General features: G+C 38.1%; 16 protein-coding genes, 1 tRNA gene and 2 pseudogenes. 9 read left to right on the plus strand and 10 right to left on the minus strand.

The window, feature by feature from the left end; all coding sequences use genetic code 11:
• Positions 1-41: 41 nt before the first annotated feature.
• From AC2D3N_RS02705 to AC2D3N_RS02720, 4 genes are all read left to right on the plus strand, one after another.
• A complete protein-coding gene (locus AC2D3N_RS02705) occupies positions 42-224 on the plus strand; it encodes a hypothetical protein (RefSeq protein WP_079679741.1) in 183 nt (60 codons plus the stop codon).
• A 29-nt stretch (positions 225-253) separates the two neighbouring features.
• Positions 254-880, plus strand: a complete 627-nt coding sequence (locus AC2D3N_RS02710; RefSeq protein ID WP_484692698.1) for a hypothetical protein — start codon at positions 254-256, stop codon at positions 878-880.
• A complete protein-coding gene (locus tag AC2D3N_RS02715) occupies positions 877-1,488 on the plus strand; it encodes a PIN domain-containing protein (RefSeq protein ID WP_079679742.1) in 612 nt (203 codons plus the stop codon). Before AC2D3N_RS02710 ends, AC2D3N_RS02715 begins: the two co-directional genes overlap by 4 nt.
• Before the next feature lie 106 nt (positions 1,489-1,594).
• A complete protein-coding gene (locus AC2D3N_RS02720; protein ID WP_484692699.1) occupies positions 1,595-2,221 on the plus strand; it encodes a hypothetical protein in 627 nt (208 codons plus the stop codon).
• A gap of 104 nt (positions 2,222-2,325) precedes the next feature.
• Here AC2D3N_RS02720 and AC2D3N_RS02725 read toward each other — a convergent pair whose 3' ends face one another.
• The 3 genes from AC2D3N_RS02725 to AC2D3N_RS02735 are packed head-to-tail and all read right to left on the minus strand — an operon-like array spanning position 2,326 to position 3,362.
• A complete protein-coding gene (locus AC2D3N_RS02725; RefSeq protein ID WP_234996708.1) occupies positions 2,326-2,667 on the minus strand; it encodes a helix-turn-helix transcriptional regulator in 342 nt (113 codons plus the stop codon).
• Between the two features lie 9 nt (positions 2,668-2,676).
• Positions 2,677-3,129, minus strand: a complete 453-nt coding sequence (locus AC2D3N_RS02730; RefSeq protein WP_079679744.1) for a helix-turn-helix domain-containing protein — start codon at positions 3,127-3,129, stop codon at positions 2,677-2,679.
• The gene (locus AC2D3N_RS02735) at positions 3,129-3,362 is read right to left on the minus strand and encodes a type II toxin-antitoxin system RelE/ParE family toxin (RefSeq protein WP_484693728.1); all 234 of its coding nucleotides are present in this window, start codon (positions 3,360-3,362) and stop codon (positions 3,129-3,131) included. The genes AC2D3N_RS02730 and AC2D3N_RS02735 overlap by 1 nt, the downstream gene beginning before the upstream one ends.
• A 125-nt stretch (positions 3,363-3,487) precedes the next feature.
• Between AC2D3N_RS02735 and uvrA the strand changes: the two genes are divergently transcribed.
• Positions 3,488-6,457 (plus strand): excinuclease ABC subunit UvrA, encoded by a 2,970-nt coding sequence (gene uvrA / locus AC2D3N_RS02740; RefSeq protein ID WP_484692700.1) that lies wholly within the window; start codon positions 3,488-3,490, stop codon positions 6,455-6,457.
• A 141-nt stretch (positions 6,458-6,598) separates the two neighbouring features.
• On the opposite strand, the gene mrdA is transcribed toward uvrA, so the two are convergent.
• On the minus strand, positions 6,599-8,401 hold the full coding sequence (gene mrdA / locus AC2D3N_RS02745; RefSeq protein ID WP_484692701.1) for a penicillin-binding protein 2: 1,803 nt from the start codon (positions 8,399-8,401) through the stop codon (positions 6,599-6,601).
• A 104-nt stretch (positions 8,402-8,505) separates the two neighbouring features.
• Between mrdA and AC2D3N_RS02750 the strand changes: the two genes are divergently transcribed.
• Positions 8,506-10,896 (plus strand): DNA phosphorothioation-associated putative methyltransferase, encoded by a 2,391-nt coding sequence (locus AC2D3N_RS02750; RefSeq protein ID WP_484692702.1) that lies wholly within the window; start codon positions 8,506-8,508, stop codon positions 10,894-10,896.
• 82 nt (positions 10,897-10,978) lie between these two features.
• Positions 10,979-11,776, plus strand: coding sequence for a pentapeptide repeat-containing protein (locus AC2D3N_RS02755; RefSeq protein WP_079679748.1), 798 nt, complete (start codon positions 10,979-10,981; stop codon positions 11,774-11,776).
• A gap of 29 nt (positions 11,777-11,805) precedes the next feature.
• Here the strand turns inward: AC2D3N_RS02755 and AC2D3N_RS02760 are convergent, their stop codons facing one another.
• Entirely contained in the window at positions 11,806-14,343 is a 2,538-nt protein-coding gene (locus AC2D3N_RS02760) for a phospholipid carrier-dependent glycosyltransferase (RefSeq protein WP_484692703.1), read from the minus strand.
• 189 nt (positions 14,344-14,532) lie between these two features.
• Between AC2D3N_RS02760 and AC2D3N_RS02765 the strand changes: the two genes are divergently transcribed.
• Positions 14,533-14,605: transfer RNA gene (locus AC2D3N_RS02765), tRNA-Phe, on the plus strand.
• 25 nt (positions 14,606-14,630) lie between these two features.
• Here the strand turns inward: AC2D3N_RS02765 and AC2D3N_RS02770 are convergent.
• The 4 genes and pseudogenes from AC2D3N_RS02770 to AC2D3N_RS02785 all read right to left on the minus strand — a co-directional run bounded on the left by AC2D3N_RS02770 (position 14,631) and on the right by AC2D3N_RS02785 (position 20,141).
• Positions 14,631-15,065, minus strand: coding sequence for an NUDIX domain-containing protein (locus AC2D3N_RS02770; RefSeq protein WP_079679749.1), 435 nt, complete (start codon positions 15,063-15,065; stop codon positions 14,631-14,633).
• Positions 15,066-15,179: 114 nt separating this feature from the next.
• Complete coding sequence (locus AC2D3N_RS02775) at positions 15,180-15,731, minus strand: shikimate kinase (RefSeq protein ID WP_484692704.1); 552 nt, start codon at positions 15,729-15,731, stop codon at positions 15,180-15,182.
• Between the two features lie 65 nt (positions 15,732-15,796).
• Positions 15,797-17,948: pseudogene (locus tag AC2D3N_RS02780) on the minus strand (Tex family protein).
• Between the two features lie 122 nt (positions 17,949-18,070).
• A pseudogene (locus tag AC2D3N_RS02785) lies at positions 18,071-20,141 on the minus strand (thioredoxin domain-containing protein).
• Between the two features lie 180 nt (positions 20,142-20,321).
• Here AC2D3N_RS02785 and AC2D3N_RS02790 point away from each other — a divergent pair.
• Positions 20,322-21,887, plus strand: coding sequence for an outer membrane protein assembly factor BamB family protein (locus AC2D3N_RS02790; protein WP_484692705.1), 1,566 nt, complete (start codon positions 20,322-20,324; stop codon positions 21,885-21,887).
• An 88-nt stretch (positions 21,888-21,975) separates the two neighbouring features.
• Here the strand turns inward: AC2D3N_RS02790 and AC2D3N_RS02795 are convergent, their stop codons facing one another.
• Positions 21,976-23,337, minus strand: a complete 1,362-nt coding sequence (locus AC2D3N_RS02795; RefSeq protein WP_484692706.1) for a helix-turn-helix domain-containing protein — start codon at positions 23,335-23,337, stop codon at positions 21,976-21,978.
• Between the last annotated feature and the right edge of the window lie 73 nt (positions 23,338-23,410).

The following is a 23,410-nucleotide window of genomic DNA, read 5'->3' on the forward strand; positions in this document are numbered from 1 at the left end:
TATAATACGCTGTAAAGGTTAACAACACTCAAAAAATATTTATGTCAATTGTTGTAACACTGACTCCCGAACTGGAAGCAAAACTACGAGAAAAAGCCACCAAGCAAGGACAGGATATTAATTATGTTGTCACTGAACTTCTCAATCAAATCTTAACATGGGAAGCGGATGATACTGAAAAAGCAATTGAGGGAATTAAACGAGGGTTAGAAGATAGGGATTAAGCAACACAGAGAATAGGATAAATTAAACCATGAATAAATTACTTCAGCAAGTAATAGAAGAACTAGAAAAACTCCCAGAGGAGGAACAAAAGACGATCGCATCTCGTTTGTTAGTAGAACTTCAGGTCAAAAATACTAAAGACAATCCTCAAATTACTACCTTTGAGCGAGATCAATCTGCATCACAAGTTTTTCAGTCTCGTTGGGAGGTAGATTTATCAGTTTATAATCGGGATAACCAACTGATATTAATTGTTGAAGTTAAGCGTAGATCCAAGCCTTCACTAGATTGGGTTATAGAATTAAGCCAGAAGATTTTTGAGAGTCAAAATTTTCCCAGATGTCCTTATCTGATGTTAGTTTTCACTGATTCAATCTATTTATGGTCTAATCTCAACCATCAAAAACAAATCGCAGAACCTTCTTATATTATTGATGCAACTCCTATTTTTCAACCTTACTTTGAACAAGTCGGAGTTACGGCGAATAAAATTAGTGGTCAAAGCTTTGAAATGATTGTGGCTTCTTGGTTAAGAGAAATTATTCATTCTTCAATCTTTCCTAATGTGAGTGATCAATCTCAACAATGGTTAGTTGATTCAGGACTAGGGAAAGCGATAGCAGGAGGTTACTTTCAATATGAGGATATTGCGTGAAGATCTACGTTGAGACTAATTTTTTCCTAGAATTAGTTTTTGAACAAGAACAGTTTCAAAGCTGTGAAGAAATTCTGTTACTTTGTGAAGGAGGACGTGCAGAACTGATCATTCCTGCCTATAGTTTAGCTGAACCTCATGAAAAATTAATTCGTCAAGATAGAAACCGTAAAGCTTTACAGCAACATCTGGATCGGGAATTTAAACAGCTTGAACGGACAGCTTCATACCAAAATTTGATTCAGAATAATATTAGAGAACTTTTCCGGTTATTAGTTGATATTGATGTTCAAGAAAAAAGACGATTTGCAGAATATAGAAATCGATTATTGAGTCATGCAGATATTATTCCACTGACTGCGGATATTATCTCTGAAGCCACAACCCATGAAGATTGTTATGGTTTGATGCCTCAAGATGCCTTAGTTTATACTTCAATTCTATTTCATCTCAATCTACATAAACCTGCGATCGCTTGTTTTTTAAATCGAAATTCACGAGATTTTGATACCCCCGAAATTAAAGCAGAATTAAATCGCTTGAATTGCAGAATGATATCACAATTTAATCAAGGATTAAGTTTTATTCAATCTCAACTATTATCTTAATAAAAAGGAATGTGTAGAAGAACAAATTAAATGTGAAGAAGATTTAAGGAACTTACTTTATAAAATTAGTTATTTCCCTCATGTTGGGGTGGGGGAACCTGTTTATTTGGCTGGGTTATCTCAACTTGTAACATATCTTTATGATCAAAATAATTATTCTGATATTGAAATTATAATTGGTGGAAGATATAAAACAAAAATAGCTTTTTTATTGATTAGAAAAGAAAAAATATTAATATATATTTTTGCTCACAGCTTAATACAAATGAAAAATAATTATCAAGGTATTGGACTTGATGATAATTTTGATTGTGTTTTAGGGGAAGTAGAAAAAATAATTATCGCTAAAAATGGAATAAAAATTATATTAAAGTCAAAACAAGAACATAGCTTTTATTTATTTGATACTGCGAAAGAAATTGATCATGAAATACAAAATAAGCTAAAGACTATATTAAAAAAACGGATTTCTATTTCGGAAGTATCTATAATACCTGCCGATAAGTATGAAGTAACCCAAAACACAATGGTAATCTTTACAATTGCAATAATTTTACTATTTATTCTAAATTTCTGTTCCAATATATTTAGTGATTCCTCGAATTATCAGGATACAAATAGAGATACAGAGGCAGATGTAAATGAATGTGCTGCTGAAACAGGGATGGGTAGTACAGTAAATCCAGGAGATATTGAACGACTGGATTCATGTTTAAAAAGAAAGGGATATTGATATTGATACCAATTTATAACAATTCTAAGTCCATAACACTGCATTTAATTGATCTTACAAATGCTTAAATGCGATCGCTATCTCAATCTACAGGTTATTGTTAACTATCCTATACTAGAAATTAAATCTCCGATCTCTTGAGGGGTAGCACCTGTAGCTAAAATAGCCTTAATTAACAACTCAATAGAAACCGAACCATCCCCATTTTCTGCTTTAGCAATAAGCGGTTGACTAGAATGAATTTTTTCAGCTAACTCTGATTGTGTCATCAAATTTTGACGACGTTCTTTTAACTTACGACTTAATACTAATTTAATTTCAACTAATAACACTTCTTCGGGCGTTAGTTCTAAAAACTCAGCCACAGTTCCTACTTTCCAGCCTTTAGCTTCTAAGCGTTTCTTTTTTTCTTCATCCATTGCACTATTAATCTTGATCTCGGTCATATAGTGAGTTCAACCTATAGGTAATTTTATTCTGTTTAGGGGTATTTTATTTATATCTTGATGATTGTTTTCTAATTCTTCAGAAACATCTAATACTGTTGATAGTGATGCTTCAAATTCTTCTGGTGTCATTCTCAACAACGCTGGAATAACTGCTACTTTTTTACCCTTAAGTAAAATCGTTACCTCGAAATCTGCACCCAAAGCATCTAAATAAGCTAAAACCGATTCAAAAGCATGATCATTATTAGCACTTTCTAACTTAGAAACCCAACTTTGACCTACTCCCATTTTTTCAGCTAATTCCGCTTGGGTTAAACCTGATTTTTTTCGCAAATTTCGCATCACTTGAGTTAAGGTTAATCTAAATAATTCCTGTCTTTCGATGAGTTGCATTTCTGGGGTATCAGGAATAATTTGCTCAAGGAAAGCCAGAACATCTTGAATATTTGTTTCTGTCATTAATTTCCCTCCTGTTGTTGAATGATGCGATCGCGTCGTCTAACCGCAATACTAATTTCCGCTTTAGGTGTTTTGCGACTTTTCTTTTTAAACCCATGTAATAGGACAAAACGCCTTCCAACAAAAGCACAAAGAAAAATTCGCGGATTATTGGGTGTATTATCTAATCGTAATTCATACAAATTTGTTTCCGTTACTATTTTATCTAAAATATCAGATCTTTTATTCCAAATTTGTCATATTTTATGATGACACAATTTCACCAAATCTTCAATTATTGAACACAACCCAACATTCTCATCCTCAGTAAATCTACGATAACGCTAAGATAATTAAGGACTGTACCACTCGAAATGTAGTGAACTCAAAATTGCTCTCTGACCCCCTACCCTATCCCAACAACTCCCCCAACACCATCCGCATTCGGGGGGCGAAACAACATAACTTGAAAAATGTTGATTTGGAGTTACCCCGCGATCGCCTCATCGTTTTTACCGGGGTTTCCGGCTCTGGGAAATCGTCCCTGGCCTTTGATACCATCTTCGCCGAAGGTCAGCGCCGCTATGTGGAGTCCCTGAGCGCCTACGCCCGCCAATTCCTCGGACAACTGGATAAACCCGACGTCGATGCCATCGAGGGGTTGAGTCCCGCCATTTCTATTGACCAGAAATCCACCTCCCATAACCCCCGGTCTACCGTGGGGACGGTAACGGAGATTTACGATTACTTGCGGTTGCTGTTTGGTCGGGCGGGACAGCCCCATTGTCCGATGTGCGATCGCAATATTGCCCCCCAGACCATCGATGAGATGTGCGATCGGATCATGGAACTCCCAGACCGCACCAAATTTATGATCCTAGCTCCGGTGGTTCGGGGAAAAAAAGGAACCCACCGCAAGCTATTATCAAGTTTAGCCTCCCAAGGATTTGTGCGCGTTAGGGTGAATAATGAGGTTTTGGAACTCTCAGAAAATATTGAATTAGATAAAAACCATACCCATAATATTGAAATTGTTATTGACCGCTTAATTAAAAAACCAGGACTACAAGAACGTCTCGCCGATTCTTTAACCACTTGTTTAAAACAATCGAATGGAATTGCAATTATCAAACTCTTAGATGATAATTCTGAAGATCAAAAAGATCCAGAATATCGCGATCTCCCAGAACCCGATAACTTTCAATCCCCCTCAATTAAAGGGGTAGAATCTTCACAATTAGTCTTTTCTGAAAACTTCGCTTGTCCCGAACACGGGGCGGTGATGGAAGAACTTTCTCCTCGGTTATTTTCCTTTAATTCTCCCTTTGGGGCTTGTCCGAATTGTCATGGTTTAGGACATCTTAAAACCTTTTCCCCGGAGTTAGTAATTCCCGACTTAACTCAACCCGTTTATACGGCCATTGCCCCTTGGTCAGATAAGGATAATTCCTATTATTTATCCATCTTACATAGTGTGGGTCAAGCCTTTGGTTTTGAGATTACAACCCATTGGAATCAACTCACAAAAGAACAACAACATATTATCCTTTATGGTTCAGAGGAACCTATTTTAATTGAAACAGATTCTCGCTATCGAGAAAACAAAGGTTATTATCGACCCTACGCCGGGGTATTGCCATTATTACAACGTCAATATCAAGACAGTGCTTCCGAATTACAAAAACAAAAATTAGAACAATATTTAATTGATCAACCCTGCGAAGTTTGTCTGGGAAAACGACTCAAACCCGAAGCCCTAGCGGTGCGAGTGGGACAATATCAAATCGATGAACTAACAGGAGTTTCAATTCAGGATTGTTTAAACCGAATTAATCAGTTAAACCTAACCGAAAGACAAGCCAAAATAGCGGAATTAGTTCTCCGAGAAATTAAAGCTAGATTGCAATTTTTACTCGATGTAGGATTAGACTATTTAACCCTAGCTAGAACCGCATCCACCCTATCAGGAGGAGAAGCCCAACGGATTCGGTTAGCGACCCAAATTGGAGCGGGTTTAACGGGGGTTTTATATGTCTTAGATGAACCCAGTATTGGGTTACATCAACGGGATAATACAAAACTCTTAAATACCCTGATCAAATTACGGGATTTAGGAAATACTTTAATTGTGGTTGAACATGATGAAGAAACTATTCGGGCGGCGGATCATTTAGTAGATATTGGGCCGGGGGCAGGGGTGCATGGCGGTGAAATTGTTGCCCAGGGAAATATAGAGGTTTTGTTAAATGCTGAAACCTCTTTAACCGGAGCTTATCTATCAGGAAGAAAGCAAATTGAAACCCCCGCAGAAAGAAGAAAAGGCAATGGAAAAACAATTAAATTAATTAATGCTACCCGCAATAACTTAAACAAAATTACCGTGGAAATTCCGTTAGGAAAACTGGTGAGTATTACGGGGGTTTCCGGTTCGGGAAAATCCACCTTAATGAATGAATTACTGTACCCCGCTTTACAACACCATTTTACCCGAAAAGTGCCTTTTCCCAAGGATTTAAAAGCCATAGAAGGGTTAGACGTATTGGATAAAGTCATTGTTATTGATCAATCTCCCATTGGTCGCACCCCCAGATCTAACCCCGCTACCTATACCGGAGTTTTTGATATTATTCGAGAGGTTTTTACCGAAACCATTGAAGCGAAAGCCAGAGGTTATAAGGCTGGACAATTTTCGTTTAATGTTAAAGGAGGGCGGTGTGAAGCCTGCGGGGGACAGGGTGTTAATGTGATTGAAATGAACTTTTTACCCGATGTTTATGTGCAGTGTGAAGTGTGCAAAGGAGCCCGATATAATCGAGAAACTTTACAGGTGAAATATAAAGGATATTCGATTGCGGATGTGTTAAATATGCCCGTAGAAACCGCGTTAGAAGTGTTTCAAAATATCCCCCGGGCGGCGAGTCGTTTACAAACTTTAGCGGATGTGGGTTTGGGTTATATTCGCTTAGGACAACCCGCCCCAACCTTATCAGGAGGGGAGGCCCAACGGGTTAAATTAGCATCAGAATTATCCAAAAGAGCCACGGGAAAAACGTTATATTTAATTGATGAACCGACAACGGGTTTATCGTTTTATGACGTGCATCAATTATTAAATGTATTGCAACGTTTGGTGGATAAAGGCAATTCTATTTTAGTGATTGAACACAATTTAGATGTGATTCGTTGTGCAGATTGGGTAATTGATTTAGGGCCAGAGGGAGGAGATAAAGGAGGAGAATTAATTGCCGAAGGAACCCCGGAAGATATTGCTAAAAACACTAAATCTTATACGGGAATTTATTTAAAACAAGTGTTAAAACAACATATAGCAATCCTAAATAGGTTGTAATATTTTATTGTAGGGGTTGGGTCTTCCAACCCAGGCTTAAAGAGGGTTGGAAAACCCAACCCCTACGGGTTTCACAAATCATTATTGAAGCCTTTTATAAAATGATTGGTAGTCGGATATTAATACCCCATAAAAAAATCCCTATTTCCTATTGCTATGTTTGCTAAAATAGGTTTTAAAAATATCTTGAGCAATTGGAACCGCAGAAACCGCCCCATATCCCCCGGCTTCGACCACAACGGCGATCGCAATTTCCGGTTTATTGGCTGGCCCAAACCCCACATACATCGCATTATCAGGCTGTCCAGGGATTTCCACCGTTCCTGTTTTTCCTCCGGTTAAAGGAATTGAACCATCATTTAAACCCCGTCCAGTTCCTTTTTTTACCACATCAATTAATCCCGCCCGAATCAGATTTAGAGTTGACGCAGAAATTTTCGTTTTAATCGGTTTTGTTTGGATTTTATTAGTTTGAGATGTTAATAAATGGGGTTGAACTCGCCAACCACTGTTAGCTACCGTAGAAACCATCACAGCTAATTCTAACGGGGTAACTAAGACTAAACCCTGACCAATTGCCATGGTCACCGTATCCCCAATATACCAAGGTTCGCCATATAATTTTTCTTTCTCTTGAGGAGTAGGAATTTGCCCATGATTGGCGCCATCTAACCCCAATAAATCCAAATTAATTGTCCCTGCAATTCCTAATTCTTTGCCCCATTTGGCAATATTTTCTGCTCCCGTTTTCACCCCAACTTGATAGAAAAAGGTATTACTACTAAAAGCTAAAGCTTCTTTAAATCCAATTACACCATAACCCTTTCCATGTTCATTAAAGGAAATCCCCCCAATTTTAATTGATGCAGCAGTCGGGATTTTAGAAGTAATGGAAAAATTCCCCGATTCAATTCCCGCCGCAGTGGTCACAATCTTAAATGTACTCCCTGGGGGATATCCCTGTAAAGCTCGATTTAATAACGGTTGTTCAGCACTTTGTAGCTTTTTCCAGTCCTGATTTGTTACCTGATTTGTAAATAAATTAGGATCAAAAGTTGGGCCACTAGCTAAGGCTAAAATCGCTCCGGTTTTGACATCTAAAACCACCACCGCCCCCCGACGATTTGCCAAGGCTTTTTCGGCAGTTTTTTGTAAGGCTAAATCTAATGTTAGCTGAACTGATTGACCCGGTTTAGGAGATTGTAACCCTAACTCTTGAATTTCCTGACCTTTGGCATCGACTTCCAGTAATCGATTCCCCCAAATGCCTTTGATTTGGGAATTTACTAATTTTTCAACTCCCATTTTTCCAGCCATCATTCCCATCGGATCATGAGGATTTGCTTTTAATTCTTCTGATGTCGCCTCCCCAATATAACCTAAAATATGAGCCGCTAATTTTCCATTGGGATAATGACGCCGAGATTCTGCTCGCACTTCAACACCGCGTAAATTTTCGACTTTTTCCGCTAAACCAATAAACATTTCAGCCGAAAGATTTGGACTAACTCTCACCGGAATTCGAGATCGATATCCGGTTTTTTCTAATTTTTGCAGAATCTCAGCAGCGGGAACATTTAAAATAGCATGGAGTTGTTCTACTGTAATTTTCCATTGTTCAGGAGACTGTTCCTGGGGCCATAAATATACGGAGCGCGAGAGTTGACTTCCCGCTAATAAATCCCCGTTTCGATCTAAAATTTGCCCCCGTTTAGCCGGGACAGGAATCAGGCGTAAACGGTTATTTTCCGCCCGAATACGATGATATTCTCCTTCAATTAATTGTAACTGTACCAGTTTAATTCCTAAACCTCCAAAAAAACACCCAATTAACAATAATAAAATTACCCCTTTATGAGTCCTACGACGTTGGATTATTGAATTTTGTTGGGCTGGGATTGTCAGATATGGAGATTTAGACGGAAACAGAGATTCGTTAGCCATAGTTAAGAAATTCTTAGATTAAACTTTATTATTCTTAATTCTTAATTCCGGTTTCTTGCCTTAAAATCAGAACAAACTGCCACGTTTTCATGGGGGTCAGATGAATGAGTAGTAGTCATCATCTTGTTTTTCCTCCCCGGACTTACTCTGGGGAATCCCTTACCACCTCTGAGGTTTTAACTCAACTGAATTCTCCTAACCGGGATTTTGCTGTTGGGAATGATTTGCTGATGTTTTTGGCTATACAAGCTCTACAAAGACAAGTTCCCCCCCGTCTCAAAGCTTTTGATGATTTTGCTCCCGAAATTCAACGGGAAATCTCCAACTATTTTGGCAGTTATCAACAGACTTGTATTTTGATCAATCAATTATTAATAACCGTTGAAAATCTGAATATTATCACTCAATATTGCCAGCAAAGTCCCCTAGGGAAAAAACTACCCAACGCTTTATATATTCATCGTTCAGCCTTAAATGAGTTAAATATTGTATTAAGACTATACGAACAATTAAGTCGTTTTTATTTACCATCATTAAAACCCTTTACTCTAATTAAACTTCATACCAATCAATCATTGATTTCTTATTTATTTTATCCTGATTTTGATCAAGATCCCCATCCTGCCTTAACAGCTAGTTTTCAAGTGAATGTTAAAACCGGACAGGTAAATATTATGGATTATTCTAATAGTGATAATCCTCCGATTCTGCATCGAAAAGAAACCTTTATTACGCCTAATTATCCCCATTATCAAAAGTTTAAACAACTCACAAAAACAGAGGAACGATTAGGATTATTAGAAACGCCCAAACTTTCATCCCATCAGGAATTTATTCACTCAGAAACTCGTTTATACCGAACCATTGGAACTCGCAAGGGTTGGCAACAACACTTACATAAACATGGAGTAGAAATCCATGATCATCGGGTGATGAAACTTTCAGAAATTACCAATAATTTAACCGAATTTAATTCGGAAAATGCCTTACATTTTTCACCCAAAATTGAACGTCATCGCGCCGCCATTCCTCGTAAACATTTATCCCGTCCGGTGCGTTTAGCCCTAGAAGCGGAAGTGTTTCAAGAACATAGCACTTTTTTTGATTATGGTTGTGGATATGGGGGGGATATTCAACGATTAACAGAACAGGGGTATACAGGGAGCGGATGGGATCCTTATTATTCTCCCCAAACTCCCCAAATAGAATCCGATATTGTGAATTTGGGGTATGTGATTAATGTGATTGAATGTCAAAACGAACGACGGGAAGCCTTAATTCAAGCCTGGAATTTAGCTCAAAAAGTCCTAATTGTTGCAGCCCAAGTATTAGTGGATGCTCAAGAAAAAGGGATTATGGTGTATGGGGATGGGGTGATTACCAGTCGCAATACCTTTCAAAAATATTATCAACAGGAAGAACTCAAAGTTTATATTGATCAAGTCTTAAATGTTGATGCAATTCCCTTAGATTTAGGGGTTTATATTGTGTTTCGGGATGAGAGCGAAGCCGAAAAATTTCGAGCCTCTCGCTTCCGATCTCGGTTAACTTCTCCCCGAATTCGTTTAACTTTGAAACGGTTTGAAGATTATCAAGAATTACTTCAACCGTTAATTCAATTCATCAGCGATCGCGGTCGTTTACCCGTGGAAACCGAACTTCCAGAAGCCGAACAACTACAACAGGAATTGGGCAGTTTGAAACGAGCCTTTCAAATCATTTTACAAGTTACAAATCCCGAAGAATGGGACGTAATTGCCCATAAACGCCGTCAGGATTTACTGGTTTATATTGCCTTAAGTCGATTTAGTCATCGTCCGAAACTGTTTCAACTTTCAGAAGCAATGAAAAATGATATAAAAGGTTTATTCGGTAGTTATAGAAAATCTTGTGATTTAGCAGATTTAATGTTATATACTCTGGGTGATCCTAAAATCATTGCCAACCATTGCCAAAACAGTGAAGTGGGTCAAAAACGAGCCAATTCCCTCTGGATTCATATTTGCGCACTGGAAAAACTATCTCCATTACTGCGACTCTATGAAGGATGTGCTAGTCAAACCCTGGGTCGTCCTGAAGGGGCAAACTTAATTAAGTTTCATATCAAAACTCCCAAAATTTCCTATTTATTTTCCCCCGATTTTGATCTCGAAACCCATCCGACCCTGAGTAACTGTATGCAAATTGACCTGCGGGATCTTCATGTCAGCTATCAAACCTATGATGGCCCCAACCCCCCAATTTTGCATCGCAAACACACCTTGGTCACCCCAGACTATCCCCACCATCAACAGTTGGTAAAACTCTCTGACCAAGAGGAAAAATGGGGACTGTTCGATAACTTTGGATTGATTCAAACGCGCCTGGGTTGGTTAAAATGTTTAGAAGATCATTGTGCTCAAATCAGGGGTTATCGTGTCTACTGGCGTACAGATGCCGATCCTTATCGGGTGAAATTATTACGTTCTGCTCGTCGGAATCGTAATAAATTATAGATTTTACCCCCGATATCTTTGTTCATCAATAGCCAATTTATTGTCGAGTCAGGCTAACAAGAATTAGATTAAACATTAAACAATGGATATTAAACAATTACTAGAAAAATACACCCACGGGGAAAGGGATTTTCGAGGCGCTATTTTAATTGGGATTCAACTCAATGGCGTTGATTTAAGTAGTGTCGATTTAAGTGGAGCAAATCTGATTAATGCCGACTTGCAAGAAGCGGATTTAAGCGAAGCCGATTTGACCGGAGTCAACCTAATTAATGCTAACTTAAGTGGTGCTGATTTAAGTGGTTCGGATCTAAGCCGTGCCTATCTGAATGGAGCTAAATTAGTTGGTGCTTATCTCAACCGCACCCATTTAATTAATACCTATTTAAGTGGAGCCAATTTAATTTATACTAAACTAATTGGGGCAAATTTAACCGGGGCTAATCTCACTAATGTTAAATTAATTAATGCGAATTTGACTCGAGCAGTTTTGACCAATGCTAATCTCACCGGAGTTAATTTAATTGGGGCTGATCTCAAAAGTGCTAACCTTTTAGGGGCTGATCTCAGGGGAGCAAATTTAAGTGGAACCTTAATTGATGAAACTACCCAACTGAGTGACAAATGGCGACTGGTTCAAGAAATTGTCACCCAAGGGGGAATAGAACGGGATTTACGTTATGCAGATTTGAAAGAAACTAACTTAATTGGAGCCAATTTAACCAGGGCTAATTTAAGTCATGCAGATTTAAGCGGTTCTAATTTAAGTGGAATTTATCTCACCGATACTATTATCGAAAACGCTAAATTTGTCGGTGTGGTGGGACTTTCTCCTGAAGCTAAACTCAACCTCAAACAACGCGGGGCTATCTTAGATTAGGAATTAATTTACTCCTGAGCAATCTCTACCTAACTTTTAATTTTATTCAAGACTTGTAAATTCTGCCAAGCTTGAATAAAGTTCCCCTGTAGGAGTTGAGAAACCCCGACTAAAACCTTAAATTCAGGTTGATTGGGGTTTAACTCTAAAGCTGGTTTTAGGGCCTGTTCTGCTAATTTTGCTTGTAAATTATACAGATAAACAAACCCTAAATAGGCGTGAGCATTGGGATTTTTACTATCAAGTTGAGTTACTATTTTTAAGGCTGCGATCGCACCTTCAGCATCCTGTTGTAAAACATTAGCCAAAGCCAAATTATAAGCAAAATCTAATCGATTAGGCTCCTGTTTTAACCGATATTCTAAGGCTTTTTCCGCTTGAATTGTATAGTCTTGAGTCGGATCATATTGATTAATTCTTCCCACCTGAGCAAAAATCGGATCTAACCCCTTAATTCCTGCGGGTAAATTAACGGTTAATAGTCTTAACTGCGTCACTAAATCTAACTCGGGGGCGGCGACGGGAGGCGTTTTAGGATCAATTTCTAAGGTAATATTAGGGGTGTTAATTTTATAGTTTTTCCCCGTTTCTCGGTTCAAATAAGTGGCTTCTAATTGATAATTTCCTGGAATCAAATCAACCGGAGGAAACATCGCCATTCGTTCTGTGACTTGATAACTTTGATTCGGTGCATCCCCATATAATTGTCCTGTTCCTATCCCATGATCATGAATCCAAGATGATAAACCTTTGGGGTTAGAAGGAGTTAACTTCCAATTTAAAATCACAATTCCCTGCTGCAAATCCTGTAACGATCCTCGCCATTGATAAGTAACCGGAACCGGAAGACCAGGGGGAGCTTGAGACGGAATTAAAACCCGTTCTAACTCTATTTTGGGAATCGATTCTTTTATAGGTAAAACTTCTACAAAGGGAATAATTCTTTCATATAAATTCAAAAAACTATTATCGGGTAATAGCCATTGTTGATTCAGCTTAAATTCGGGACTGGTTTCTAAGGTTTGCATCGTCATTTGTTGAGCATCCTGTACCCGATTTACTGAACCCTGTTGTCCGGTTTTAGTCACAAACCAAGACATTGATCGCACATCTTGTAAAACATGATTTTTATTCGTTCCCACCTGTCTCCCGTGAACCTGAGAACCCTGTAAGGAACCATAATAGTTTAAGTTATGTTGATTAATTTCTGGCGTTGAAGGTAATACTCCTAAATTGCTTTTTAAATAGGGTTGTGATGCAATCATAGCAGTAATTACTTGTTCATGGGGCCAAGGGTTTCCTAAATAAACATGATGTTCATTTCCCGGGTTGAAAGTTCTAATTACCTGTCTAACCGGATAACTGCCAATTGGCCATAAATTAAACATCATTAATATTATCCCTAAACCCAAGGTTCCCCAGCGAATTTGTCGCCCCCAACCTTGAGGAAATAGGGTTAAAAAATAGGCTAAAACAATCGCTAAAACCGGGAGTAAGGGTAAACTATAGCGGAAATCTTTGTTAGGGTTTAGGGAACAGAGGAGATATCCCCCAAACCAAAATATTGCTAACCATTTTAAGGATATCCAGTTTAATTCTAACTTTGAGAAATGTTCAAAGGGATGATGCTGTTGATTCCAAGACAAAGAATAGTGTTTAATAATATAGAATAAAAGACCAATAATCGGAATAATTAATAGGGGGAAAGAAACATGGGCGGGAAGTAATTTAAAATAATATGTCCAAGCATCTAAACTGGTTAAAGCCGGATCACCTTCGGCGATCGCAGAATCAAGCGTCGCTCGTTTTCCCGATGTTAACATTAATAACCAATTGGTTCTCGCCCAAGGAAAAATAATTGCTATTGATAATAATAACGCCACGAATAATTGTAAAAATCGCTGCCATTGGCGTTTTTTTAAAACTCCTACCGTCACCAACAATAGGGGAGTAAATAGGAAAAAAAGAGCCGTTTGTTTGGTTAAAAGAGCCAGCCCAAAGGTGAACCCAAATAGAATAGCCCACCACCAAGAATTAGTTAGTTTTTTATCGGAATTATTCAGACCAGAAACCCACCATAAAGTCAAGCCATAGAAACTTAATGTCACCATAGCTGTTAACGGATAATCGAGCAAAAATTGTAACCGATGGTGATAAAGTCCGGGTAAAATTGCACAGATAGCCGTTGCCCAAAATCCTACGGAACGGTTAAATAATAGGGTTCCTAAACCATAAACTGAAGCGAATAAAATAGCACTAAATAATAGATGAACTGCATTAGTTTGATCCGATCCAGTTCCTAATAAATTCTGAAAGGGAATAGTTAATAAATAGGTCAAGGGGGGAATTTTAGGGGACATCATCCACATCTGAGTCCACCAGTCCCCGGAAAACCATTGGGGGTGTTGCCAAACTTGCCAATAATTTAAAGCCTCATTCAGATAATCCGCCTGATCCCAAGCGGGAACAGACCGATCCATCCTAAACCAGAGGCGATCGCTCACCGCCACCACCAGCCAAATTAAGCCAACCCCAATGAGCTCTGCGGGGGGTTTGTTGTGCTTCATCGTTGTGCTTCCTAATAAGATTTGTGAACCCAAACCAGAGGGCTGAATCTCCAAAGTCAATTAATCAGAGGGTTTGAAGACCAAACCCCTAGAATAAAATACTATGATCGATGCCGATCAGAAAAAATTTCTTCGCCGGGGGGTTGCCAAACTCAATTCTATTTGCTAGATTAGTGAAAGTGAAAACAAGCCGGGATAGCTCAGTTGGTAGAGCAGAGGACTGAAAATCCTCGTGTCGGGAGTTCAAGTCTCCCTCCTGGCATCCTGGAAAATTAGACCGTTACTGATCAACTCAGTGGCGGTCTAATTTTGTAATGGCGATAACGCCAGTAATCTTTGAGAATCCGATCATGGTCAAAACAGAGGTTTTGGGGGATTCTCCAGGGTTCAAAAAGTTCTAAATGTTTCGCATCATCCGCCGCCTGGGGTTCGCCAATTGCTGTGGCTAAAAAAACAACGCTAAGGGTATGTTGACGCGGATCTCGACTCGGATCGGAATACACATAAAATTGTTCAATTAACTCGATATCTAATCCCGTTTCTTCTTTTGCTTCCCGAATGGCGGCGGTTTCAACGGATTCTCCATAATCCACAAATCCCCCAGGAATTGCCCATCCAAAGGGCGGATTTTTGCGTTCAATTAATACAATCGGTCTAGCCGGGCGATCGCTTAATTCAATAATAATATCAACGGTGGGAGCAGGATTGCGATAATCAGTCATCAGTTATCAGTTATCAGTTATCAGTTGTAGGGGCGGGTTCATCGAGATGCGCGGTGATTCACTCATATCTAAAAGAATCCGCCCGTACCAGTTATCAGTTTAAGATTTTACAGTTTAATTTAAACCATGGGATTGAGGTTTTAAAATAGTGGGAATTTTTTCTAAGATTTGGGTAACAACCTGTTGCGGGATACCACCGGGATTAATTTTAATTTCGAGATCGGCTTGAGCATAGCGAGATTGACGTTGTTCTAATAGAATTTGTAATTGTTGTAACGGGTCGGGATGTTGTAATAAGGGTCGGGTTTGATCTTCTTTTAAACGGTTATAGAGTTCTTCCACGGGAACATTCAGCCAAATAATCATTCCATGTCTGAGATAACTCCAATTCATTTGTTTAAGAATAATTCCTCCTCCCGTCGCCACCACAAATTTTTTATAGGCACAAATTTCCGATAAAACTTGAGATTCTAACTCTCTAAAAACCGCTTCTCCTTCCGTGGCAAAGATATCAGTAATAGACCGATGGGTGGTTTGGCTAATTAGGTCATCGGTATCTATGAATCGATACCCTAACTGTTTGGCTAATAATCGACCAATGGTGCTTTTCCCTGACCCCATCATCCCAATTAAATAAATATTGATGCCTTTTAACTGTTCTTGCAAAGTTGATAACTCCCCATTAAAAACGATTCTTTAGTATGTCATTTACTCTATTTTACACTAATTCTTTACAATTTCATCGTTAAACTAATCCGTTTTAACTTCTCATTAATTTCCATTACCCGCACCTTAACTACTTGTCCAACCTTAACAAATTTATTCGGATCATCGACAAATTGATCGGCGATTTGGGAAATATGGACTAACCCATCTTGATGCACACCAATATCAACAAATGCACCAAAAGCCACTACATTAGTCACACTTCCTTCTAATTCCATTCCTATTTTTAAATCGGATATTTCTTTAATTCCCTCTTTGAAGGTGGCATATTTAAACTCAGCCCGGGGATCGCGTCCGGGTTTTTCTAATTCGCTAATAATATCTTTTAAGGTAGGAATTCCGATGGTATCAGTAACATATTTATCCAGTTTAACGGATTTAATTTTATCCTTAAATTGACTAATATTATTTAAGGTAATTCCTACATCCTTCGCCATAATTTCCACAACGGGATAACTTTCGGGGTGAACTGCGGTATTGTCTAAAGGATTAACACCCCCTCTAATTCTTAAAAATCCCGCCGCCTGTTGAAAGGCTTTAGGGCCTAATTTAGCAACTTTTAACAGTTCTTTTCGAGTTTTAAAGGCTCCATTTTCATTGCGATAATTGACAATATTCTGGGCAACTGTTGGGGTAATTCCTGATACAAAGGTTAATAATTCCTTGGAGGCGGTATTTAATTCCACTCCCACATAATTAACACAACTTTCAACAGTATCATCGAGTTTTTTCTTCAGTAATTTCTGATCTACATCATGTTGATATTGTCCGACACCAATGGACTTGGGATCAATTTTAACTAATTCTGCTAGGGGATCTTGTAACCGTCTTCCGATACTAATAGCACCCCGCACCGTTAAGTCTAAATCGGGAAATTCCTGTCGGGCTACATCACTAGCAGAATAAATTGATGCACCGGATTCATTCACCATAACTTTTATCGGTTTTCGGTCTAATTTAGCAATAATTTCCGTTACAAATTCATCGGTTTCTCGTCCGGCGGTGCCATTTCCGATCGCGATTAATTCGATTTTATATTTATCAATTAATTGTTTAACTTTTTGCGCGGCTTCTTGACGTTGACCCGTCGCTTGATGGGGGAAAATCGTATGATATTCACAGAATTTTCCGGTTTCTGATAACACGGAAACTTTGCACCCAGTTCTAAATCCAGGGTCAATGGCTAAGGTGGGTTTCATTCCCGCCGGGGAAGCGAGTAATAATTCTCTTAAATTCGATTCAAAGGTTTTAATTGATTCCAAATCAGCGTAGGTTTTGCGATCGCCTCTAACTTCACTGATTAAAGAGGTTTTCATTAACCGATTAAAGGCATCTTTTAACATCGGCTGATAGAATTTTCTAATAATAGGATTTTTAGTTTTAATTTCCTGAGATTCTAAATAGGACTGAACAAAATCTTGATCAAATTCAATCTCAACTTTTAAGATTCCCTCCGTTTCTCCTCGCAATAATGCCAACAAATTATGGGGTTTAATATCCTGTACATTTTCTCGATATTGGCGGTACATTTCAAATTTAGTTGACCCTTCGGGATAGTCCTCTTTTACTAGGGAAACAAATACCCCTCGATTCATTAAATATTCTCTTAAATAGGCTCGTAAATTAGCTTTTTCGGATACAATTTCTGCTAAAATATCAGAAGCTCCATTTAATGCTTCTTCAATGGTTTTAACGCCTTTTTCTGCGGAAATATATTTTTCCGCTTCTGATTCTAAACCAGGGGTAGGGGAATTGGGTTGATTAAAATTAGCAATAAATTGGGCTAGGGGTTTCTAATCCCTTTTCTTTAGCAATGGTGGCGCGGGTTCGGCGTTTAGGTTTATAGGGTAAATATAAATCTTCTAATTCGGTTTTTTGTAAACAGGTTTCGATTTTTTCTCGAAGTTCATCGGTGAGTTTTTCTTGGGATGCGATCGCTTCTAAAATACTTTTTTTCCGGTCTTCCAATTCCGTTAAATAGGTATAACGTTCTGAAAGATCCCGCAGTTGAATTTCATCTAAGGAACCCGTTATTTCCTTGCGATATCGCGCTACAAAAGGAATGGTTGCACCCTCGGAAAACAGTTGTAGTGCGTTTTCTACCTGAAAGGGTTTAAGGGACAGTTCTTGAGCGAGAATTTGAGAAATATTGAGCATGGGATTCAGAATCAACCGTGATTTTACCTAATCTTAATTATATCATATTTAATTCAATGTCAGAAATCCGAATAATCGTAGGGGCGAGGCGCGCCTCGCCCCTACACAGCCAATAATTTAAGTTAAGAACGAGTTTGACTAGCTTGCAACTGTTGTAACAGTTCTTCAGTAGATTGGGCAGGTTTATTACATTTTAATCCCTGACAAACTAAGCCGATAATATCATCGGAAAGCGTGTTATCAACTTTAAAAATAGTCGAGGGAAAATACTGCACACCTAACCCTAAAATTTGTTCGGGAGAAGTCCGAACTAGGGTATTATTTCGATACCAGTCCAACGCCGTAAATAAACTAGGACAAGCTTGGGGGGATTTCTGCATCACGGAACTAAAGGCGGTTAATCCCTTTTCTGCCTGGTCTAAAAATTCCAGATTTTCTGTTAATAAAAACAGACGCAATAAATTAGCAATAGCGACCCCATTCGCCGAGGGAGTGGCATTATCAATATAACTGCGTTCTCGAACTAATAAATCTTTTCCGGTATCTTGGGCGGTATTAAAATAACCTCCTAATTCCACACTCCAGAGTAAATTATTAAATTCTTCTTGAACTTTTTTCGCCTGTTCTAACCAGTAATCGGGTGATACTAAACTGGGGGTTAATATTAAACTAGCTTGGTGTAAATCAATCAAGGCTTTAATGAGTAAGGCATAATCTTCAGATTGAGCTACAACATCCGGTTCTCCTTCATAATTGACTCGATGTAAACGTCCCTCTAACCATTGATGATTTAGGATAAATTGAGCCGCTTTTGTGGCTAATTCTAAATATTCAACTTCTCCAAAAACCTTTGCAGCTTTGGCTAAACCGGAAATCATTAAACTATTCCAAGCCACAATCATTTTAGTATCTGTAACCGGAGGAATTCTACCTAACCAATGATGGGTTTTTGCCTCCTGATTATTGCGGGCGGGGGGAAACAGTTTCAAGGTTTCTGGTATTTCCCCATACCGAACTTTAAACAGTTTTTTTAAACCCGATTCAATCGTATCACTTAACCCATCTGCATTGCACCGTTGCAAGACATTTTTACCTTCAAAATTTCCCGATTTTGTAATAGTAAATTGTTCTTGTAGGGCGGCATATTCTTCAGAAGTTAATATTTTTTCTAATTCACTATTATTCCAAACATAAAAAGCTCCTTCTTCCGGTTCTAACTCCTCGGGAGTCGTAAAATTATCCGCATCTTGGGAAGCATAAAAATAACCTTCCGGGGCAGTCATTTCCCGTTTTAACCATTCAACAGTTCCCTGAATTGAACGTTTAAAAGCCGGTTTTTGTATCCCCGCACTCCATAAATCCGCTAAATATTCAACAATTTGCCCGTTATCATAGAGCATTTTTTCAAAGTGGGGAACTGTCCAAGTCGGGTCAACGGTATAGCGATGAAATCCTCCCGCAACGTGATCATAAATTCCCCCTAATGCTAAGTCTAAACCCCGTTGGGTACAGGCTTCTTTTCCATCATATTTTGACTCAATATTAAACCGAATTGTTCGTAATGCCATCTCGGAATAGGGAATCATGGGAAACCTTGGCCCCCCATATTCATTGCGACTAATAACTCCAGTATTAGCGTCTAATCCTATTTGTAATAAATCTTCAGTTAATGTAGAAACAGGTAAAATTGTAGACTGCTGCAAATGCGTCATAATTTCATCTTTGAACGCTTGCAATTTGGTTTTTTCTAAGTCATAAAATCGACGAATAGCTTGTAAAACTTCTAAAAATCCGGGTCTACCATAACGGGGTTTCTAAGGGAAAATAAGTTCCGCCATAAAAGGGGATTCTTTCATCGGGAGTTAAGAATATATTTAACGGCCATCCCCCTTGACCCGTCATCATTTGTAAGGCTTGCATATAAATACTATCAATTTCGGGTCGTTCTTCTCGATCAACTTTAATTGGAAGGAAATGTTGATTCATATATTGAGCAATTCCAGGGTCGGAAAATGCCTCTCCTTCCATGACAGTACACCAATGACAACTAGAATAACCAATCGAAAGAAATATGGGTTTATTTTGCTGATTTGCTGTTGCTAAAGCCTCGTCACACCAGGGCCACCAATCAATCGGATTTTCTGCGTGTTTGCGAAGATAGAGACTTTTGGATTCAGAAAGACGATTAACCATTAGAAATACCTAAAGATGTTTTGAGTAGAGACGTTTCATGCAACGTCTCTACGGGGATTATTAATTATATCAAATCTGGGTACGGATTTTTTGATTAGCAATTCATGGTTTAATATTAAGTAGAGACGTTGCATGAAACGTCTCTACGGGGATTATTGATTATATCAAAATTTTAAAATTATGGTTTCTCGACGACGCTTTAATCAACTTGCTGCTTATTTTTCTTTGGGATCTCTACTGCCTTCGGGTGTTTCTCAATTCTTTAATTTTAACACATCTGAGGCAGAAGTTCAAGAGAAATTTAAAACTTTATTATCAATTTTAGATCCAGAAATTGAGTTATTAATTCCCACTTATTTGGGTAATGATCAACGGCGTTTTTATGGGCGAGGAGTGCCAGAAAATCTGAAAGAAATTCATAAATTTCCATTAGGAACAGGGGTAACTTATGTGGGACGTACCCGTAAAGTTTGGAGTGGGGCGGGATGGACAGGACAACCGACTATTACCCGCGATCGCGGCAAAACCTATTTAATTATAGGAGCTTTTGACCATTATTTAAGAAAAATAGAATTAGACACTCAAAAGGAAATTTGGAGATATAAATTTGATGATGTAGTTAAAGGAACCTCAAGTATTTATATTGATGAAACGGCAACGGATGAGAACCGAATTGTCGTTTTACAGGGGAGTCGTAGCAGTATGTCAAAAGGAGGATTAGCCACCAGTTTTCGGGCAATTTCCTTTAGGACGGGAAAAGAAATCTGGAAGTTAAATTTACGTTCTACCCCCAGTTATAGTCGAGATAATGATAGTTCGCCCTTATATTTAGGGGATGGAGTTATTTTTAATGCGGGGGAAAATGCGATCGGTTATTTTCTCAATAGTTCGGTTAAAACGGCGGAGAAAAAATCAGGGTTTTTACAACCTCAAATTCTATCAGAAGTCAAACTTTATGAGGATGGAGATAGTAGCAGACATGGAGGAAATTTAGTTAGTGAATCCTCACCATCTCGGTTAGATAATCGAATTTTTATGGCATCGGGTTCGGGACATATTTATGGAATTGATTTAAAAACTAGAAAAATTATTTGGGATTTTTATACGGGTTCTGATATTGATGGGTCGGCGGTTATTTCTCAGGAGGGGAAGTTATTTTGTGCAATTGAAAAACAATATATTCCGGGAAATGGAGGTGTGCTTAAACTCAATCCTAACCGAGAACCTCAAGAGAGTGTGGAATGGTTTTTACCCACCCAAAATCGAAAATTCAATACCTGGGATGGCGGTATAATAGGTTCTGTCGCCTTAAATGATGAATATAACCCCGATGGATTTCCGGCTATTTTTGCTACTAATGCGATTGATGGTTATTTATATATTGGTTCTCAAATGATCACAACGGATAAAAAGGTTTCCGGGCTATTAGGAAAGGGAGAATATAAAACTCCTTTAATATTAGTCCAGGAAAAAATCGGAGCCTCAATTTCAACGCCTATTTTTACCGATGGTTATAAATTAGTAACGGCTGGATATAATGGGGTTTATTTATTTAATTTATATTGGGAGGAAGCCAGAGCAAATCAAAGCAATGCGATTCCTAATCAACGGGGGGAATATTATCGGTTAAGAGTCGAACAAACGGGACGATTTAAACCGGAAGTTTCCTTTGAGTCAACGCCTGTGGTTTGGAATAATCAGGTGATGATTTGTGGACGGGATGGGGGATTATATACGTTAGGTTAAAACTATCAGAAACCGAATTTCTTGCTTATAGTATTACCTCAGCGAGCGAGGATGCTCGCACTACTCTATGTGCTTGCGACTTTCTATCCTATTCCCTATTCCTTGCGGTATTTTTTAAAAAATTTCTGAACATGGAATCAACAGTAAATAATTTTATATTATTTTGTTCTACTTTTTTCAAAAATAACCGTAAATTTAAAGATTGCAAACCTTTTAAAACTTCGGGATAAGGCAATTGAATTTTATGATTGATTTTAGATAAATTTAAAGGTTCATTTTCATTGGCTAATATATTCATAATTTGTATTTCTAAGATTGTCAAACGTTCTAATTGTTGATGCAATTGAAATTGCAAAGATTCACATAAAATCGGAGGGTAACACCCCAAAAATTCAGAGACACAACCACCAAAAAACTCTTGTATTAAAGCCGCTGTTAACTTTAAACCCAGGGGATGACCTTGATAAAGTTTAATTAACTCATTCCATTCGGTTTCATCCTTTAATTTTTGATCTCTTAATATTTGTTTGGATGCTTCTCCCAAACTTCCTAATACTAAAGAGGAAATAGCATCATTTTCTAATTCTGCAACCTCTCTAGGTTTTTCTGAACTCAAGAGCATCAAACAACTTTGATGAGAAACCTCAGCAATTTGTTTGAAAAATAAGCGATAATTTTCATATTCTGCTTGATAACATCCGGCTAACTCTTGAGGTGCAAATAACATCTGGACATCATCGAGAATAATTAAACAGCGATATTGACGCAGATATTTTAAAAGTTGAGTCAATTTAGCATCTAAAGTTTTAGGAATCACTGAAGATTCAGAAAATACTTCTAAAAAATGAGTTAAAATATCCTCTAAACTTGGACAAAATCGCAAACTTCGATAAATAATCGTGTGAAATTCAGATTTAATCTGTTCAACACAATGCAATGCTAAAGATGTTTTACCAATTCCACTCACACCTAAAAGTGCTATTAAACGACAGTGTTTTTCAATCATCCATTCTTTTAAACAATTTTCTTCTTCCTGACGACCATAAAACGTCAATATTTCTGGTGCATCTCCCCAATCTAAACAAACTCTATCCTGACCCCGTTGTTGCGCTTCAGCGCATCTTCCCTCAGAACAAATATTAACGTTATTAACAGTTACAGTATTACTAACAATCGCTGATGAATAATTATAAAAATTAGCCTTTTCTAAAATAGCCCTAAAATTAGATTTACTAACAGTCTCTCCAAATTCTTTTGAGAAAATTCTCCAAATTTCCGCGCCCAAATCTCGAATATGGCCTTCACTAGAATGGATATCCTCAGCAATTTTGGTATAGGTTTGACCCTGTAATGTTCCCTCTAGTATCGCTTTTTGCAGATGGTCTAAATGTTTTCCCGTACTTGCAAATATGAGATCATCCGCAATTGTTAGGACTTCTTGAATATCCATGTCAAGAATTAGCTAGATTTTATTGTATTATACCGGACTTTCCGACAATTCCGACAAATACGACAAAACCTCC

The organism is Planktothrix sp. PLAVEN19ND (assembly GCF_057220675.1).

Coding starts and splice junctions, on each gene's coding strand:
- AC2D3N_RS02770 (WP_079679749.1), bottom strand. CDS start 15,065: ATGACTGATTATCGCAATCCTGCTCCCACCGTTGATATTATTATTGAA.
- AC2D3N_RS02730 (WP_079679744.1), bottom strand. CDS start 3,129: ATGACAGAAACAAATATTCAAGATGTTCTGGCTTTCCTTGAGCAAATT.
- mrdA (WP_484692701.1), bottom strand. CDS start 8,401: ATGGCTAACGAATCTCTGTTTCCGTCTAAATCTCCATATCTGACAATC.
- AC2D3N_RS02705 (WP_079679741.1), top strand. CDS start 42: ATGTCAATTGTTGTAACACTGACTCCCGAACTGGAAGCAAAACTACGA.
- AC2D3N_RS02750 (WP_484692702.1), top strand. CDS start 8,506: ATGAGTAGTAGTCATCATCTTGTTTTTCCTCCCCGGACTTACTCTGGG.
- AC2D3N_RS02710 (WP_484692698.1), top strand. CDS start 254: ATGAATAAATTACTTCAGCAAGTAATAGAAGAACTAGAAAAACTCCCA.
- AC2D3N_RS02795 (WP_484692706.1), bottom strand. CDS start 23,337: ATGGATATTCAAGAAGTCCTAACAATTGCGGATGATCTCATATTTGCA.
- AC2D3N_RS02725 (WP_234996708.1), bottom strand. CDS start 2,667: ATGACCGAGATCAAGATTAATAGTGCAATGGATGAAGAAAAAAAGAAA.
- AC2D3N_RS02790 (WP_484692705.1), top strand. CDS start 20,322: ATGGTTTCTCGACGACGCTTTAATCAACTTGCTGCTTATTTTTCTTTG.
- AC2D3N_RS02760 (WP_484692703.1), bottom strand. CDS start 14,343: ATGAAGCACAACAAACCCCCCGCAGAGCTCATTGGGGTTGGCTTAATT.
- AC2D3N_RS02755 (WP_079679748.1), top strand. CDS start 10,979: ATGGATATTAAACAATTACTAGAAAAATACACCCACGGGGAAAGGGAT.